The organism is Blastococcus sp. SYSU DS1021 (assembly GCF_054050995.1).
The window spans coordinates 1-16,487 of sequence record NZ_JBJHAL010000011.1 but is presented as its reverse complement, the minus strand read 5'-3'; the positions used below and the strand labels follow the sequence as shown (position 1 = coordinate 16,487).

General features: G+C 73.1%; 15 protein-coding genes. 10 read left to right on the top strand and 5 right to left on the bottom strand.

Annotated elements, in window-relative coordinates; all coding sequences use genetic code 11:
- Window position 1: 1 nt before the first annotated feature.
- The 4 genes from ACI8AP_RS10120 to ACI8AP_RS10105 all read left to right on the top strand — a co-directional run bounded on the left by ACI8AP_RS10120 (window position 2) and on the right by ACI8AP_RS10105 (window position 3,857).
- Window positions 2-973, top strand: coding sequence for a F0F1 ATP synthase subunit gamma (locus ACI8AP_RS10120; protein WP_456589212.1), 972 nt, complete (start codon window positions 2-4; stop codon window positions 971-973).
- Between the two features lie 49 nt (window positions 974-1,022).
- Window positions 1,023-2,465: a F0F1 ATP synthase subunit beta gene (gene atpD, locus ACI8AP_RS10115; RefSeq protein WP_456589211.1), complete on the top strand. Its 1,443-nt coding sequence runs from the start codon at window positions 1,023-1,025 to the stop codon at window positions 2,463-2,465.
- A gap of 591 nt (window positions 2,466-3,056) precedes the next feature.
- On the top strand, window positions 3,057-3,434 hold the full coding sequence (locus tag ACI8AP_RS10110; protein ID WP_456589210.1) for a F0F1 ATP synthase subunit epsilon: 378 nt from the start codon (window positions 3,057-3,059) through the stop codon (window positions 3,432-3,434).
- A 21-nt stretch (window positions 3,435-3,455) separates the two neighbouring features.
- Entirely contained in the window at window positions 3,456-3,857 is a 402-nt protein-coding gene (locus ACI8AP_RS10105) for a DUF2550 domain-containing protein (protein ID WP_456589209.1), read from the top strand.
- 9 nt (window positions 3,858-3,866) lie between these two features.
- Here the strand turns inward: ACI8AP_RS10105 and ACI8AP_RS10100 are convergent, their stop codons facing one another.
- Window positions 3,867-4,478, bottom strand: coding sequence for a cob(I)yrinic acid a,c-diamide adenosyltransferase (locus ACI8AP_RS10100; RefSeq protein WP_456589208.1), 612 nt, complete (start codon window positions 4,476-4,478; stop codon window positions 3,867-3,869).
- A gap of 185 nt (window positions 4,479-4,663) precedes the next feature.
- On the opposite strand from ACI8AP_RS10100, the gene murA reads away from it, so the two are divergent.
- Window positions 4,664-5,944, top strand: a complete 1,281-nt coding sequence (murA, locus tag ACI8AP_RS10095; RefSeq protein WP_456589207.1) for a UDP-N-acetylglucosamine 1-carboxyvinyltransferase — start codon at window positions 4,664-4,666, stop codon at window positions 5,942-5,944.
- Window positions 5,945-5,952: 8 nt separating this feature from the next.
- On the opposite strand, the gene ACI8AP_RS10090 is transcribed toward murA, so the two are convergent.
- Window positions 5,953-6,273, bottom strand: a complete 321-nt coding sequence (locus tag ACI8AP_RS10090) for a hypothetical protein (RefSeq protein WP_456589206.1) — start codon at window positions 6,271-6,273, stop codon at window positions 5,953-5,955.
- Window positions 6,274-6,422: 149 nt separating this feature from the next.
- Here ACI8AP_RS10090 and ACI8AP_RS10085 point away from each other — a divergent pair, with 149 nt between their 5' ends.
- Window positions 6,423-8,441 carry a protein meaA gene (locus tag ACI8AP_RS10085; RefSeq protein ID WP_456589205.1) on the top strand — a complete coding sequence of 673 codons (2,019 nt, stop codon included), beginning with the start codon at window positions 6,423-6,425 and terminating at the stop codon, window positions 8,439-8,441.
- Here the strand turns inward: ACI8AP_RS10085 and ACI8AP_RS10080 are convergent.
- Window positions 8,371-9,165 (bottom strand): YqjF family protein, encoded by a 795-nt coding sequence (locus ACI8AP_RS10080; RefSeq protein WP_456589204.1) that lies wholly within the window; start codon window positions 9,163-9,165, stop codon window positions 8,371-8,373. The genes ACI8AP_RS10085 and ACI8AP_RS10080 overlap by 71 nt on opposite strands.
- Window positions 9,166-9,233: 68 nt before the next feature.
- Here ACI8AP_RS10080 and ACI8AP_RS10075 point away from each other — a divergent pair, with 68 nt between their 5' ends.
- Both ACI8AP_RS10075 and ACI8AP_RS10070 read left to right on the top strand, forming a co-directional pair.
- Window positions 9,234-10,004, top strand: a complete 771-nt coding sequence (locus ACI8AP_RS10075) for an enoyl-CoA hydratase-related protein (RefSeq protein ID WP_456589203.1) — start codon at window positions 9,234-9,236, stop codon at window positions 10,002-10,004.
- A 195-nt stretch (window positions 10,005-10,199) separates the two neighbouring features.
- The gene (locus ACI8AP_RS10070) at window positions 10,200-11,546 is read left to right on the top strand and encodes a dicarboxylate/amino acid:cation symporter (RefSeq protein ID WP_456589202.1); all 1,347 of its coding nucleotides are present in this window, start codon (window positions 10,200-10,202) and stop codon (window positions 11,544-11,546) included.
- A gap of 90 nt (window positions 11,547-11,636) precedes the next feature.
- Here ACI8AP_RS10070 and ACI8AP_RS10065 read toward each other — a convergent pair whose 3' ends face one another.
- Both ACI8AP_RS10065 and ACI8AP_RS10060 read right to left on the bottom strand, forming a co-directional pair.
- Window positions 11,637-12,512, bottom strand: a complete 876-nt coding sequence (locus tag ACI8AP_RS10065; protein WP_456589201.1) for a hypothetical protein — start codon at window positions 12,510-12,512, stop codon at window positions 11,637-11,639.
- A gap of 52 nt (window positions 12,513-12,564) precedes the next feature.
- A complete protein-coding gene (locus tag ACI8AP_RS10060; RefSeq protein ID WP_456589200.1) occupies window positions 12,565-13,782 on the bottom strand; it encodes a sensor domain-containing phosphodiesterase in 1,218 nt (405 codons plus the stop codon).
- 109 nt (window positions 13,783-13,891) lie between these two features.
- On the opposite strand from ACI8AP_RS10060, the gene nucS reads away from it, so the two are divergent.
- Window positions 13,892-14,563, top strand: a complete 672-nt coding sequence (gene nucS / locus ACI8AP_RS10055) for an endonuclease NucS (RefSeq protein ID WP_456589199.1) — start codon at window positions 13,892-13,894, stop codon at window positions 14,561-14,563.
- Window positions 14,564-14,649: 86 nt separating this feature from the next.
- The gene (locus ACI8AP_RS10050; protein WP_456589198.1) at window positions 14,650-16,431 is read left to right on the top strand and encodes a 3-hydroxyacyl-CoA dehydrogenase family protein; all 1,782 of its coding nucleotides are present in this window, start codon (window positions 14,650-14,652) and stop codon (window positions 16,429-16,431) included.
- The last annotated feature ends 56 nt before the right edge of the window (window positions 16,432-16,487 follow it).

The following is a 16,487-nucleotide window of genomic DNA, read 5'->3' as shown; positions in this document are numbered from 1 at the left end:
CATGGCCGCTTCTCTCCGCGCGCTGCGGCGCCGCATCCGCTCCACCCAGTCGACGAAGAAGATCTTCTCGGCCCAGGAGCTGATCGCCGGTGCCCGCATCGTGCGCGCCCAGGCCCGGGTGGAGGCGTCCAAGCCCTACGCCCGGGAGATCACGCGCGTGCTGTCGGCGCTGGCGTCCTCGGCGTCGCTGGACCACCCGCTGCTGACCGAGCGGGAGAACCCGCGCCGGGCGGCGGTCCTGGTGATCACCTCCGACCGCGGGTTCGCCGGGTCCTACAACGTCAACGTGCTGCGGCGGACCGAGGAGCTGCTCGCCCTGCTGCGGCAGGAGGGCAAGGAGCCGGTGCTGTACGTCGTCGGCCGGAAGGGGGAGACCTACTACTCCTTCCGCGACCGCCCGACGGCCGGCACCTTCACCGGGTTCTCGGAGCAGCCGGGCTACGCCGACGCCCAGGAGGTCGGTCGCGTCCTCATCGACGCCTTCACCGCGGGTGAGGACGACGACGAGTCCGGGGCCGGCGCCGACGGCGTCCAGGGCGTGGACGAGCTGCACATCGTCTACACCGAGTTCCGGTCGCTGCTCTCGCAGGTCCCGGTCGCCCGGCGGATGGCTCCGCTGGAGGTCGAGGAGGTCGACGAGTTCGACTACGAGCGGGAGGAGCGGGCGTCCGGCGGGGCCGGCGACACCGGCATCCCGACGTCGTACGAGTTCGAGCCCTCGGCCGAGGGGCTGCTCGACGCCCTCCTGCCGAAGTACATCACCACGCGCATCTACGCAGCGATGCTGGAGGCGGCCGCCTCCGAGTCCGCCTCGCGTCGCCGGGCCATGAAGTCGGCCTCGGACAACGCCGAGGAGCTGGCGAAGAACCTGTCCCGGCAGGCCAACCAGGCGCGCCAGGCGGAGATCACGCAGGAGATCAGCGAGATCGTCGGCGGCGCCGACGCGCTGGTCTCCTCCGGCGCCAACGACTGACCCCACCGAACAGCAGACACCCGAGCCCCAGGGCAGGAGAGCAGTACAGATGACCGTCACCGAGGACCGTCCGACCACCTCGCAGACCACCGGCACCGGCCGGGTCGTGCGGGTCACCGGGCCGGTCGTCGACGTCGAGTTCCCGCGCGACGCGATGCCCGACCTGTACAACGCCCTGAAGGTCGACGTCACGCTCGCCGACCTCGGCAAGACGCTGACCCTCGAGGTCGCCCAGCACCTGGGTGAGAACGTCGTCCGCACCATCTCGATGGCGCCGACCGACGGGCTCGTCCGGGGCGCCGAGGTCACCGACACCGGGAACCCGATCATGGTCCCGGTCGGCGAGGTGGTCACCGGGCACGTCTTCAACGCCCTGGGCGAGTGCCTCGACACGCCCGGCTACGCCGCGGACGCCCTGCGCTGGTCGATCCACCGGAGCGCACCGCGGTTCGACCAGCTCGAGGGCCGCACCGAGATGCTGGAGACCGGCATCAAGGTCATCGACCTGCTCACGCCGTACGTGGCCGGCGGGAAGATCGGCCTGTTCGGCGGCGCCGGGGTGGGGAAGACCGTCCTCATCCAGGAGATGATCCGCCGCGTCGCCCAGGAGTTCGGTGGTGTGTCGGTGTTCGCCGGCGTCGGCGAGCGCACCCGTGAGGGCAACGACCTGATCACGGAGATGACCGAGTCCGGCGTCATCGAGTCCACCGCGCTGGTGTTCGGGCAGATGGACGAGCCGCCGGGCACCCGGCTGCGCGTCGCGCTCTCCGCGCTGACGATGGCGGAGTACTTCCGCGACGAGATGAACCAGGACGTCCTGCTGTTCATCGACAACATCTTCCGGTTCACCCAGGCCGGGTCCGAGGTCTCCACGCTGCTGGGCCGCATGCCCTCGGCCGTGGGCTACCAGCCGACCCTCGCCGACGAGATGGGTCAGCTGCAGGAGCGGATCACCTCGACCCGTGGCCGGTCGATCACCTCCATGCAGGCGATCTACGTGCCCGCCGACGACATCACCGACCCGGCGCCGCACACCACGTTCGCCCACCTCGACGCGACGACCGTGCTCTCGCGGCCGATCTCGGAGAAGGGCATCTACCCGGCCGTGGACCCGCTGGACTCCACCAGCCGGATCCTCGACCCGCAGTACGTGGGCTCGGAGCACTACGAGATCGCCCAGACCGTGAAGCAGGTGCTGCAGCGCTACCAGGAGCTGCAGGACATCATCGCCATCCTCGGCATCGACGAGCTCTCCGAGGAGGACAAGGTCACCGTCCAGCGGGCCCGGCGCGTCGAGCGCTTCCTCTCGCAGAACATGTTCGTGGCCGAGGCCTTCACCGGTCAGCCGGGCTCGTTCGTGCCGCTGGCGGAGACGCTCCAGGCGTTCAAGGCGATCACCGAGGGCGAGTACGACAACGTCCCGGAGCAGGCCTTCTTCATGTGCGGTGGTCTCGAGGACCTCGAGAAGAACGCCGCGAAGCTCCGGAAGTAAAGGGATCCCGCTGCCCCCCACGCCACGCTCCGCGCGGCGTGGGGCCCCGCAGCGGGACTGATCCAGTACGTCCCGACGGCCGGGTTCCCGAGAGGGGGCCCGGCCGTCGGCGTTCCGGAGGTGGGGATCGCCCGATCGGGTGGTTCTGCGCTCCGGGGTCTGCGGAGAGGCCGCGCACCTGCCGACCATGCCGCAGGCGCGCCCGGGAGACGGGCGCCGGCACGAGGGGCGACGTGGAACGGGACAGGGCGCTACTGCCGTCCGGGAGCCGGAGTGCTCCCGACTGGACCTGGCCGCCGTGCGCGCCGGTGGACCGGCGGATCGCGGACTTCGACACCGAGCGCTGGGCGGCGGCCAGCTGCGTCCGGCACCCGTGGGTGCGCGTCGGCCGCTGGACGCTGCTCTACCGTCGCGCCGCCTGAGGAAGGACGCCTCTGCCCCCACCGCTCGCGGTCCGGGCAGGCCCTGGGCGGGGGCCACGCGCGACACGCCGGTACAGTGGCCGCATCGTCCGCCGTCCCGCCCGGGCCGGCGGAGCACGAACCGCAGCGCACCTCTTCCCCGGTGGAGAGGTGGACCCCGAGGAGTGTCGTGGCGACCCTGCAGGTCGAGTTGGTGGCCGTCGAGCGCAAGATCTGGTCGGGCGAGGCCACGCGCGTCATCGCCCGCACCACCGAGGGCGAGCTCGGTGTCCTGCCCGGCCACGCGCCGCTGCTCGGCCAGCTGGCGGACGGCGGCGTCGTCACGATCCGCACCGAGTCGGGCGAGGACATGGTGATCGCCGCCCACGGTGGCTTCCTCTCCGTCACCGAGCGGGGTGTCTCCATCCTGGCCGAGACGGCGGAGATCTCCTCGGAGATCGACGTGGAGCGCGCTCGCGAGGCGCTGCGGCGCGCCGAGAGCGACGGGGACTCCCCGGCCGCGCGCCGCGCGCAGTCGCGGTTGAGGGCGGCCGGCCAGGGCGACTGACCCGACCGGCGAGCGCGCGGGATGACCACCGCCCTGTGGGTGCTGATCGGCGTCCTGCTGCTGCTCGTCGTCGTGGTCTTCCTGCTGCGCCGCCGGTTCCTGCTCTCGGGGCTCGGCGCGGTCACCATGTGGCTGCGCCCCGAGGGGACGCCGCGCTGGTCGGTGGGTGTCGCCTGGTACGGCGGCGACGCCCTGCTCTGGTACCGGGCCCTCTCGCTCTCCGTGCGCCCGCAGCAGCGGCTCACCCGGGCCGGGTTCCGCGTGCTCGCCCAGCGACCGGCGGGACGCGAGGATCTCGCGCTGCCCGCCGACGTCCACGTGCTGTCGTGCAGCACCGCGCAGGGGCGCCGGGAGCTGGCCATGGACCGCTCCACGGTGACCGGCTTCCTGTCCTGGGTGGAGTCGGCGCCCCCCGGTAGCTGAGCGGGCGGCTCAGTCCTCCCGCGAGGCAGCGCGGCGCTGGGCGTGCACGCCACTGTGCGCCCCGGGCTCCCACAGGATGTCGCCCTCGGGGTTGGCCACCCGGCCGAGGATGAACACCAGGTCCGACAGGCGGTTCAGGTAGCGCGCGGTCTCGGGGTTGGTGCGCTCGGCGTCGCTCTCCAGGAGCGCCCAGACGCTGCGCTCGGCCCGGCGCACCACCACCCGTACCTGGTGGAGCAGCGCGGCCAGCGGGGTACCGCCGGGCAGGATGAAGCTGTCGAGCTTCGGGAGCGTCTCGTTGTAGGTGTCGCACGCCGCCTCGAGCCGCTCGGTGTAGGCGGCCGTCACCCGCAGCGGCGGGTACTGCGGCTCCGCCACGATCGGCGTGCACAGGTCCGCGCCCACGTCGAACAGGTCGTTCTGGATGCTGCGCAGGAGTTCGGCCAGCTCCGCTCCCGGGGCGCCGAGGGCCAGCGCCACGCCGATCGCGCTGTTGGCCTCGTCGACGTCGGCGTAGGCGACCAGCCGGGGATCGGTCTTGGCCACCCGGCTCATGTCGCCCAGGTGCGTCTGACCGGCATCGCCGGTCTTCGTGTAGATGCGGGTGAGCCGGACAGTCATGCCCGCAGCCTAGGAGAAGGACCCTCCTGCCCCCCACCCCTCGCTGACGCTCGGCGCGGGTCCCTGCGGAAGGGCCGTTCCAGCACGTCACCGGCGCTCGGAGCGAGTCCCTGCAGGAGGGCCGGGCCAGCACGTCGCCGGGCTCGCGGTGGGGCCCTGCAGCCGGGCCGCCGTAGGGTGGGCCGGTGGAGTGCTTCGAGGTGACCGGGGGAGCGAGGCTCGCGGGCCGGGTGCGGGTCACCGGTGCCAAGAACAGCGCGTTGAAGCTCATGGCGGCCGCGCTGCTGGCCGCCGGGCGCTCGACCATCGACGAGGTGCCCGACATCCTCGACGTGGCCATCATGAGCGAGGTGCTGCGCCGGCTGGGCTGCGCGGTCTCCTACGAGCGCACGCCCGGCAGTGGCGGCGGTGGCCGCCTGACGATCGACGTCCCGGACCAGCCCTCGACCGAGACCGACTACGACCTGGTGCGCCGCATGCGCGCCTCGATCAGCGTCCTGGGCCCGCTCGTCGCCCGCTGTGGCAGCGCGCGGGTGGCGCTGCCAGGTGGTGACGCCATCGGTTCCCGTGGGCTGGACATGCACATCTCCGGCCTGGAGCGGCTCGGCGCCACCATCGTCAGCGAGCACGGCTTCCTCGTCGCGACGGCGCCCCAGCTCACCGGGACGTCGATCTGGCTGGACTTCCCGTCGGTCGGGGCCACGGAGAACCTGGTGATGGCGGCGGTGCTCGCGCAGGGCACGACCGTCGTCGACAACGCAGCGCGCGAACCCGAGATCGTGGATCTCTGCCGGATGCTCTGCGAGATGGGCGCGCGCATCGACGGCGCCGGCACCTCCACCATCACCGTCGAGGGCGTCGACTCCCTGAGCCCCGTCGAGTACACGACCGTGCCCGACCGCATCGTGACCGGCACCTGGGCGATCGGGGCGGTGATGACCCGCGGCGACGTCGTCATCGAGCGCGGCGTCGCCGAGCACCTCACCGTGGCCCTGGACAAGCTGACCGACGCCGGCGCCACCGTCGAGGCGCTGCCCGGTGCCATCCGCGTCGCGATGGCCGACCGGCCCCGCTGCGTCGACGTCGTCACCCTGCCCTTCCCCGGCTTCCCCACCGACCTGCAGCCGATGGCGGTGGCGCTGGCCGCCGTCTCCACCGGCACGGCCCTGATCACGGAGAACGTGTTCGAGGGCCGCTTCATGTTCGTCAACGAGCTGGTGCGGCTGGGCGCCGACGTCCGGATCGACGGGCACCACGCCGTCGTCCGCGGCCGCGAGCGGTTCTCCAGCGCGCCGGTGCTGGCCACCGACATCCGCGCCGGTGCCGGGCTCGTGCTCGCCGGGCTGTGCTCCGACGGCATCACCGAGGTGCAGGACGTGCACCACGTCGACCGCGGCTACCCCGACTTCGTCGACCAACTGTGCGGCCTCGGCGCCGTGGTGCGGCGCACGGAGCGACCGGACTAGGGGCGAGCTCAGGCCTCGCCGAACGAGGCGGCCAGCGACCGGGCGCGCTCGGCGTCCTCCGGGAACACCAGCACCTCGGCGCGGTGGGCCGCCGGGTAGCGCACGGTGGAGCGGATGCCGGCGTCGGACAGCAGCGCCCGCAGCGCGAGGGCCGATTCGCGGTGGGTCAGCGTGGCCACGCGGGTGAGGAGCCCGTCGCCGGGTGCGCCGGCGCGCCGGCCCCCGGCCGGATCGCCGCCGAAGGCCCACCGGGTGAACAGAGCCAGCACCGCGACCACGGCGACCGCGACCACCGGGCCCAGCTCGAGGGGCAGGCTCCCCACCTCCACCGGACCTCCTTGCGGCCCTCGTGCCGGGGCGTGGCCCGGGCGGAGCGAGTGCCCGGGGGCACAAGGTGCTTCCGCCGGACGAGTGTGCCACTGCACACGTCGGGGCGCGGGGCTGCTACTCGCGGGTAACAGCCCTACACTCCGCTGGCATGCCGTTCCCGCAGACGCCGAACGAGCGCGACCGCCCCTGGGTCATGCGCACCTACGCCGGCCACTCCTCGCCGGCCGAGTCCAACGCCCTCTACCGCCGCAACCTGGCGAAGGGGCAGACCGGCCTCTCGGTCGCCTTCGACCTGCCGACGCAGACCGGCTACGACCCCGACGACGAGCTCGCCCGCGGGGAGGTCGGGAAGGTCGGCGTGCCGGTCACGCACATCGGTGACATGCGCGCGCTCTTCGACGGCATCCCGCTCGACGAGATGAACACGTCGATGACGATCAACGCCACCGCCATGTGGCTGCTCGCGCTCTACCAGGCGGTCGCCGAGGAGCACGGGCACGACGTCACCAAGCTGGCGGGGACGACGCAGAACGACATCATCAAGGAGTACCTGTCGCGGGGGACCTACGTCTTCCCGCCGGCGCCGTCGATGCGGCTGATCACGGACATGGTCGCCTACACGGTCACGACGATGCCGAAGTGGAACCCGGTCAACATCTGCAGCTACCACCTGCAGGAGGCCGGGGCCACGCCGGTGCAGGAGATCGCCTACGCGATGAGCACCGCGATCGCGGTCCTGGACTCGGTCCGCGACTCCGGCCAGGTGCCGCAGGAGCGCTTCGGCGAGGTCGTCGCCCGCATCTCCTTCTTCGTCAACGCGGGCGTCCGCTTCGTCGAGGAGATGTGCAAGATGCGGGCCTTCACCCAGCTCTGGGACGAGCTGACGGAGGAGCGCTACGGCGTCCAGGACCCCAAGCACCGGCGCTTCCGGTACGGGGTGCAGGTCAACTCCCTCGGCCTGACCGAGGCGCAGCCGGAGAACAACGTCCAGCGCATCGTGCTGGAGATGCTCGCCGTGACCCTGTCCAAGGACGCCCGCGCCCGCGCCGTGCAGCTGCCGGCCTGGAACGAGGCGCTCGGGCTGCCCCGGCCGTGGGACCAGCAGTGGTCGCTGCGCCTCCAGCAGGTGCTCGCCTACGAGACCGACCTGCTCGAGTACGAGGACCTGTTCACCGGCTCGGTCGTCGTCGAGAAGAAGGTGGCCGAGCTCGTCGAGGGCGCCCGGGCCGAGATCGCCCGCGTGCAGGAGATGGGCGGGGCCGTGGCCGCCGTCGAGTCCGGCTACATGAAGGGCGAGCTGGTCGCCTCGCTGGCCGAGCGCCGGCGGCGGATGGAGAGTGGTGAGGACGTCGTCGTGGGCGTCAACCGGTTCGACACGACCGAGCCCAACCCGCTCACCGCCGACCTCGACACCGCGATCATGGTCGTGGACCCGGCCGTCGAGGCCGCCGCGTGCGAGGCGGTGCGGAAGTGGCGTGCCGACCGTGACCCCGAACCGGTGCGCGCGGCCCTGGAGGCGCTGCGCGAGGCGGCGTCCTCCGACGTCAACCTCATGCCCGCGACCCTCGCCTGCGCCCGCGCCGGCGTGACCACGGGGGAGTGGGCCGGCGTGCTGCGCGAGGTGTTCGGCGAGTACCGGGCCCCCACCGGCGTGGCCGCGGCCGCCGGCGGTGGCGAGGCCGACGAGAACCTGACCGCCGTCCGCGAGCGGGTGCGGGCCACCGGTGAGGAGATCGGTGGGCGGCTGCGCTTCCTGGTCGGCAAGCCCGGCCTGGACGGCCACTCCAACGGCGCCGAGCAGATCGCCGTGCGGGCCCGCGACGCCGGGTTCGAGGTCATCTACCAGGGCATCCGGCTCACGCCGGCGCAGATCGTGAGCGCCGCCGTGGAGGAGGACGTGCACGTGGTGGGCCTGTCGGTGCTCTCGGGCTCCCACCTGCAGGTGGTCCCGGCGGTGCTGCAGGGGCTCCGGGACGCCGGGCTGGACGACGTCCCGGTCGTGGTCGGCGGGATCATCCCCGACAGCGACGCCCGGCGGCTGCGGGAGCAGGGCGTCGCCCGGGTCTTCACGCCCAAGGACTTCGGCCTGAACGACATCATGGGCCAGGTCGTCGACGTGGTCCGCGAGGCGAACGGTCTGCCCGACCTGGTGCCCGCGCCGGCCTGACCACCGGGCCGAAGCGGACGTCGACGCCCGGGGAGAACAGCACGCTGTCGGGCGGGCCCGAGACGTCGCCCAGGCCCGCCGCGGGCAGCAGCGTGTCGTCGAGGGCGACGAGCTCCGCCCGGTGCAGCGGCCAGGCGGGGTGCTCGGTGGGCCAGTAGGCCGGGCCACCCCGTCCGGGCCGGTGCAGCCCCCACCGGGCGGTCAGGAAGAGCGCCAGCGGGTCCGGCCGGAGCAGCCGGCTGCCCACCTGCAGCGTGAGGCTGCTGTGGGCCCCGGCGGGCGCGGGCCAGCGCCGGCGGCAGCTGTAGGTCAGGCGGTCGCCGGCGCGCTCGATCCGCATGCGCGACCACGCGTACGGCAGCCGAGCGGCCCAGCGGGCGGTGACCACCGGAACGAGGCGTTCGGCGTCCAGCGACCGGAAGACGACGCCGCGGCGGCCCTGCTCGTCGACCGAGTAGAGCCGGACGTTGGTCTCGGCGAACGAGCCGAGGTAGGGGATGCCCGGCGCCCCGAGCAGCCCGATCCGCTGCATGCGGAACGGGATCAGCCCGACGTAGGTGGCGCCGTCGAGCACGTCGGGGCGGGTGCCGGCCGGCAGCAGGGGAGCGACGCGCACCGGGTCCACCGCCCAGTGGAGGAACGCGACGTCGCGCCAGCCCTGGGTGAACACGGTGCGGCCCGCCGGTCGCGGGGCGGTCGGGCTGAGCGGCTCGGTCTCGGGCACCGGCCCAGCTTCCCCGCTCGGAGCGCGATCGTCGTTGCCGAGCGCGCCCGGACGTGGTGAGGTCGGGCATGGCCGACGGTGCACCCCGGGTCGAGCGCGACGGCGACGTCGTCCGCATCACGATGACGCGCGCGTCGAAGCGCAACGCGCTCTCCCGCGAGCACCTGACGCAGCTGCTCGCCGCCGTCACCGAGGCGGGGGGAAGCGACGCCGCGGGCATCGTGCTCGGCGCGGAGGGGCCGGTGTTCAGCGCCGGCCACGACTTCGCCGACGTCGCCGGGGCCTCCCTGCCCGAGGTGCGCAGCCTGCTGCGGCTGTGCACCGAGCTGATGCAGACGATCCAGGACGTGCCGCAGGTCGTCGTGGCGCGGGTGCACGCCCTGGCCACGGCCGCCGGCTGCCAGCTCGTGGCCTCGTGCGACCTGGCGGTGGCCGCCGAGTCCGCGGGCTTCGCCGCGCCCGGCGGCAAGGGCGGCTGGTTCTGCCACACCCCGATGGTCGCGATCGCCCGGAACGTCGGCCGCAAGCGAGCCATGGAGCTGGCGCTGACCGGCGACGTCATCGACGCGGCGACGGCACTGGACTGGGGGCTGGTCAACCGGGTCGTGCCCGATGCCGATCTGGACGCCGCCGTCGACGAGCTGGTGGAGCGGGCCACCCGGGGCTCACGGGCGAGCAAGGCGTGGGGGAAGCAGACGATGTACGCCCAGCTGGACCGGCCGGAGCAGGACGCGTATACCACCGCGATCGAGGTCATGGCCGCGGCCAGCCAGCTGCCCGGCGCGCGCGAGGGGATGGCGGCGTTCCTGGAGAAGCGGCGGCCGGTCTGGCCGGACTAGGGATGCACCCGAGCGGGTGAACCCGGCCACAGCCGGAATGCCCGGGGGCGCGGGAGGACTGATCCCCCCGTGCAGAACATCTGGGGGCTGACGCGGCGGCGCACCGTCGACTTCGGCCGCGTGACCGTGGACCGCTGTCGGGGCTGACGCCCCGTCCCGCCCGCCCGGTCATCCCCCCAGAACGGAACCACCCTCGTGCTCGCTCGTCTCCGCCGCGTCCCCTTCGCGGCCCAGGTACTGCTGGGCCTCGTGGTCGGCATCGCGCTCGGGCTGGTCGCCCGCGACCTCGGCCCCGTGGCCGACGGAACACCCAACTGGCTGACCAGCACCCTGCAGACCATCGGCAGCACCTTCGTCACGCTGCTGAAGACCCTCGTCCCCCCGCTGATCGTCACCGCGGTGATCGTCAGCATCGCCAACCTCAAGCAGGTGTCGAACGCGGCGAGGCTGGCCGGCCAGACCCTGCTCTGGTTCGCCATCACCGCGCTGATCGCCGTCGGCATCGGCATCGCGCTCGGGCTGCTCACCGAGCCCGGCCGCAACAGCTCCGTCGACGCCACGGCCCAGGCCGACCCCACGCGGACCGGCTCCTGGTTCGACTTCCTGAACGGCATCGTGCCCGGCAACATCCTCGGCCTGCAGTCGTCGGCCGAGGGCGCCCTGTCCTTCAACGTCCTCCAGCTGATCGTCATCGCCGCGGCGATCGGCATCGCGGTGCTCAAGGTGGGGGAGGCCGCCGAGCCGTTCCTCGGCTTCGTGCGCTCCGCGCTGGCGGTCGTGCAGAAGGTGCTGTGGTGGGTCATCCTGCTCGCGCCGCTGGGCACCGTCGGACTGATCGGCAACGCCGTCGCCAGCTACGGCTGGGAGTCCCTCGGCTCGCTCGGGGTCTTCGCCGGCGCGGTCTACGCGGGGCTGGCCCTGGTGCTGTTCGTCGTCTACCCCGTGCTCCTGCGCCTGCACGGCCTCTCGCCGTTGCGGTGGTTCGCCGGAGCCTGGCCGGCCATCCAGCTGGCCTTCGTCTCGCGCTCGTCGATCGGCACGCTGCCGGTGACCGAGCGGGTGACCGAGCAGAACCTGGGCGTCCCGCGGTCCTACGCCTCGTTCGCCGTCCCGCTCGGCGCGACGACGAAGATGGACGGCTGCGCGGCGATCTACCCCGCGCTGGCGGCGATCTTCGTCGCCCAGTTCTTCGGGGTGGACCTCGGCCTCACCGACTACCTGCTCATCGTGCTGGTGTCGGTCATCGGTTCCGCCGCCACCGCGGGGGTCACCGGCGCGGTGGTCATGCTGACGCTGACCCTCTCCACGCTCGGCCTGCCGCTGGCCGGCGTGGGGCTGCTGCTGGCCGTCGACCCGATCCTGGACATGGGGCGCACCGCGGTGAACGTGGCCGGCCAGGCGCTGGTGCCCACGATCGTGGCCAAGCGGGAGGGCATCCTCGACCTGGAGCGCTACCGCTCGACGCGGACGATCGACCCGCTGGCCCCGGTCGAGGAGCGGGGCGGCGTGGACGCCGACCTGCGCGAGCCCGCCACCGCCTGAGAAGACACCCCTGCTCCCGTCACTCGAACGCTCGTGCCGGGGCCCTGCAGGGGGCCGGGCCCGGACCTCTCCGGAGGTCCGGGCCCGTCGTCACGCCTGCCCCAGGTCCGCGCAGCCGGACTCGTGCGGCAGCAGCGGCCGCAGCACCAGCGACCACCGCGAACCGTCGGGGGTGACCCAGGGCGTGGCGGCGTTCGCCTCCGCCGCGGCGTCGAGCACCGCCCGCGCCTCCTCCCCGGTGGCGGTCACGCAGGTGATTCCCGGGCCGATCGGCTCGCCCGGGAGCTCCGGGCCCGGCCACTGCTGCTCGGCCTGGGCGGGGTCCACCTCGACGTAGGGGGTCGCCACCGCGGCGACGGCGTCGGGCTGGTACGGCTCGGGCCCGCTCACCCGGTCCGCGCCCAGGGCCGTGACCGGGTCGCGGAGCGCATCGGCCAGCTCGGCCAACCGGGCCCGGGCGGCCGCCTGCTCCTCGGTGAGCCCCGTGTCGAACTCGCCTCGCGGGTCCGACCCCACCCCCAGGGCGTAGACCTCGCGGGTGACCGTATCCCCGTCGGTGCGGAGGGTGAACCGCGTGCTGGTCATGTCCGCGACCGGCGGCTGGCCGAGGTCGCCGGTCTCGGTCACCCCGGCGGACACCGCCCGCTCGACGAGGTCGCGCACCCCGCCGTCACCGAGCCGGTACAGCTGCAGGTTGGGCAGCGCCGGCGCCGGCCAGATGGCGATCTGAGGGCCGTCGGTGATCAGCCGGCCGTCGGCGTACAGGGTCGCCGACGGCACCCGGCCGGCGAGCAGGGCCGGCGTGGTGAAGCCGCCGACCTCGCCGACCTGGAGCACGACGGTCGCGTCCTCGCCCGCGGGCGACGGGTCCTCGGCGGAGGCGCCGCCGCCGGCCGAGTCGGCGCAGGCGCCGAGCAGCAGGGCCAGGACCAGCAGGGCGGTGACGCGCACGGGACGGGTGCTCATACCGGGAGGACGGGTCGGGGTGGCCGGGAGGTTCCCCGCGGGCCGTCCCCGTTCAGGCGGGCAGCCGGTCGAGCACGTCACGCGCCGGCCGCGGCCGGCCGAACAGGTACCCCTGCCCGTAGCGGACCCCGCGGGCGACGAGGACGTCGCGCTCGGCGGCGTGCTCGACGCCCTCGGCCACCAGCCGCGCCCCCGTCTCCTGGGCGAACGTCACCATGGCCGAGGTCATGGCCTGGCGCGCGGGGTCGGTGTGCAGCCCCATGACCAGGCCGATGTCGAGCTTGATGACGTCGGGGTTGAGCCGCAGGATGTGCCGGAGGCTCGAGTAGCCGGCGCCGGCGTCGTCCACGCTGACCGCGACGCCCGTGCGGCGCAGCCGCGTCGTGACGGCGACGACCGCCTCGTAGTCGTCGACCGGGCTGTGCTCGGTGATCTCCACGGCCAGCGGGCAGTCGGCGTGGGCCAGCAGCAGGTCGACCACGGTCGGGCACAGGAGGGCGTCCGGCGAGAGGTTCACCGCGAGGGTCAGCCCGCCGGGCAGCCGGCCGGCCTCGGCCAGCGCGGCGCGCACCGTGACCTCCTCCAGCTCCACGCCGACCCCGACGGCGGCGGCCTCGCCGAACAGCGCCGCCGGCCCGTCCCCGCCCCACCCGGGGAAGCGGGCGAGGGCCTCCTGCCCGGCGATCGCGCCGGTCACCATGTCGACCACCGGCTGGAGGTGGATCTCGACGGCGCCCCGCGCCAGGAAGGCACGCACCCGGGCCCGGCGGGCGGCGAGGTCGAGGCCGCCCGCTGCGCCGGCATGCCGGAAGTGATCGCTGATCAGGTCGGCCAGCAGCTCGACCGTGCGCACCGACTCGCCGTCCAGCTGCGTGCCCGGGTCGCGGCTCACGCAGCACAGCATCCCGATGGGCCGGGAATCGTGTCCCCGCACCGGGGCGCCGACGTAGGAGCCGATGTTCAGGTCGCCGGTCACCGGCAGGTCGCGCGTCCGGGGATCGCGAGCGGCGCCGGTGACCAGGGGAGGGAGCTGGCCGCTGAGCACCCGCACGCAGTAGGAGCCCTCCAGCGGGGCCGTCATCCCCTCCTGCACGTTCATGGACTCCAGGTCGCCGGTGGCGGAGGTGATCAGCTGGCTGCCCTCGGTGAAGAGCGAGACCCAGGCGACGTCCATGCCCAGCCGGGTGCGGGCGGCGTCGAGCAGCCAGTGCACCCAGTCGCCGTCCAGGCGCTCCCCGTCCCGGGTACCGATCGCTCCCGCTGCGCCCACCCGCCCATTCTGAGTGCCGGTGGCGGAGGTCACCACGATTTCGTCCTGGTTCTTTCCGGAACTCGGCGCCAGCGCGGCGACCGGTCGAGGAGCGGTAGCCTCGTCGCCCGTGCGTCTGGTCATCGCCCGCTGCTCCGTCGACTACATCGGTCGACTCACCGCCCACCTCCCCATGGCGACCCGTCTGCTGCTGGTCAAGGCGGACGGCTCCGTGTCGGTGCACGCCGACGACCGCGCCTACAAGCCGCTGAACTGGATGAGCCCGCCGTGCCGGCTGGACGAGGCGCTGACCGACGGCGCGGGCACGTGGACGGTGACGAACAAGGCCGGTGAGCAGCTGGTCATCAACATCGCGGAGGTCCTGCACGACCACAGCGAGGACCTCGGCGTCGACCCCGGGCTGCAGAAGGACGGCGTGGAGGCCGAGCTGCAGCGGCTGCTGGCCCTGCACGTGGAGACGTTCGGCCAGGGCTGGTCGCTGGTGCGGCGCGAGTACCCGACGGCGATCGGCCCGGTGGACCTGCTCTGCCGGGACGCCGCCGGTGGGGTGGTCGCGGTGGAGATCAAGCGCCGCGGCGAGATCGACGGCGTGGAGCAGCTGACCCGGTACCTGGAGCTGCTCAACCGCGACCCGCTGCTCGCCCCGGTCAAGGGCGTCTTCGCCGCGCAGGAGATCAAGCCGCAGGCCCGGGTGCTGGCGCAGGACCGGGGCATCGAGTGCGTCACCGTCGACTACGCCGTCCTCAAGGGCACCGACGACCCGTCCCAGCGCCTCTTCTGATCCGGCTACCGGGCGGTAGCCCCCGCACGACCGGAATCCGGGGGTGAGAGACTTCCCCGCGATCACCGGCGATGGGAGATGGCAACGTGGCCAGGGAACTGAACGAGGTCGGCGTCGTGGGGCTGGGCACCATGGGTGCCGGCATCACCGAGGTGCTCGCGCGGGCGGGGCTCTCGGTCACCGCCGTGGAGGTCGGTGACGAGGCGCTGGCGCGTGGCCGCGGCCATCTGGAGCAGTCCACCGACCGGGCCGTGGCGCGCGGCAAGCTGGACCCGGCCGAGCGGGACGCCATCTTCGAGCGGATCCGCTTCACCACCTCGCTGGAGGACCTCGCGAACGCGGAGCTGGTCATCGAGGCTGTGCCCGAGCGGATGGAGCTCAAGGCGGAGCTCTTCGCCAAGCTGGACAAGATCTGCCCGCCGGACACGATCCTGGCGACCAACACCTCCAGCCTGTCGGTCACCGAGCTGTCCGTGGTCACCGGCCGGCCGAGCAAGGTCATCGGCATGCACTTCTTCAACCCGGCCCCGGTCATGAAGCTGGTCGAGGTCGTCCGCACCGTGGTCACCGAGCCCGAGGTGGTCGAGACCGTCGAGGCGCTCGCCGACCGGCTGGGCAAGGTCGACGTGACCATCGGCGACAAGGCCGGGTTCATCGCCAACGCGCTGCTGTTCGGCTACCTCAACCACGCCGTCTCGATGTACGAGAACCGCTACGCCTCGCGCGAGGACATCGACGCGGCCATGCGCCTGGGCTGCGGCCTGCCCATGGGCCCGCTGTCGCTGATGGACCTCATCGGCATCGACACCGCCTACGAGATCCTCGACACGATGTACAAGCAGTCGCGGAACCGGCTGCACGCGCCCAGCCCGGTGATCAAGCAGATGATGACCGCCGGGCTGCTGGGCCGGAAGTCCGGCCGGGGCTTCTACACCTACGCCGAGCCCGGCTCGGCCGAGGTCGTCGCCGACGCGCAGACCCCGACCCCCGGCGGGGCCGCGGCCGGTGCCCGCGACGTGCGGACCGTCGGTGTCGTCGGCTCGGGGACGATGGCCACCGGCATCATCGAGGTCGTCGCCAAGGGCGGCTACGACGTCGTCTTCGTCGCCCGCGCGGCCGAGAAGGTCGAGGCCGTGCAGAAGGCGCTGGCCAAGTCGCTGGACAAGCAGGTCGTCCGGGGCCGCCTCGAGGAGGCCGCCCGCGACGAGATCCTCGCCCGGGTCACCGGCACGACCTCGCTGGACGACCTCGCCGACCGCGACCTGGTCATCGAGGCCGTCGTCGAGTCGCTGCCGGTCAAGGAGGCGCTGTTCGCCAACCTCGGCGAGATCGCCAAGCCCGGCGCGGTGCTCGCCACCACCACCTCGAGCCTCCCGGTCATCGAGTGCGCCAAGGCCAGTGGCCGTCCGGCCGACGTCGTGGGCATGCACTTCTTCAACCCGGCCCAGGTCATGAAGCTGGTCGAGGTGGTCTCGACGATCTCGACCGCGCCGGACGTCGCCGCCACCATCCACGCGGTGTCGGCGCAGCTGGGCAAGCACGCGGTCTCCTGCACCGACCGGGCCGGCTTCATCGTCAACGCCCTGCTCTTCCCGTACCTGAACGACGCGGTGAAGATGCTCGAGGCGCACTACGCCACCGCCGACGACATCGACGCCGCGATGAAGGTCGGCTGCGGGTACCCGATGGGGCCGTTCGAACTGCTCGACGTCGTGGGCCTCGACGTCTCCCTCGCGATCGAGAAGGAGCTCTACACCGAGTTCCGGGAGCCCGGCTTCGCCCCGGCGCCGCTGCTCGAGCACCTGGTCACCGCCGGCTACCTCGGCCGCAAGACCGGTCGCGGTTTCCGGGACTACGCCGGCCGCTGACGCGTGCCCCGTCGCCGTCCCCGGGCCGGCTCCCGACCTGCGCGTCGGGAGCCGGC

Coding starts and splice junctions, on each gene's coding strand:
- ACI8AP_RS10120 (WP_456589212.1), top strand. CDS start 2: ATGGCCGCTTCTCTCCGCGCGCTGCGGCGCCGCATCCGCTCCACCCAG.
- atpD (WP_456589211.1), top strand. CDS start 1,023: ATGACCGTCACCGAGGACCGTCCGACCACCTCGCAGACCACCGGCACC.
- ACI8AP_RS10105 (WP_456589209.1), top strand. CDS start 3,456: ATGACCACCGCCCTGTGGGTGCTGATCGGCGTCCTGCTGCTGCTCGTC.
- ACI8AP_RS10100 (WP_456589208.1), bottom strand. CDS start 4,478: ATGACTGTCCGGCTCACCCGCATCTACACGAAGACCGGCGATGCCGGT.
- ACI8AP_RS10085 (WP_456589205.1), top strand. CDS start 6,423: ATGCCGTTCCCGCAGACGCCGAACGAGCGCGACCGCCCCTGGGTCATG.
- ACI8AP_RS10075 (WP_456589203.1), top strand. CDS start 9,234: ATGGCCGACGGTGCACCCCGGGTCGAGCGCGACGGCGACGTCGTCCGC.
- ACI8AP_RS10065 (WP_456589201.1), bottom strand. CDS start 12,512: ATGAGCACCCGTCCCGTGCGCGTCACCGCCCTGCTGGTCCTGGCCCTG.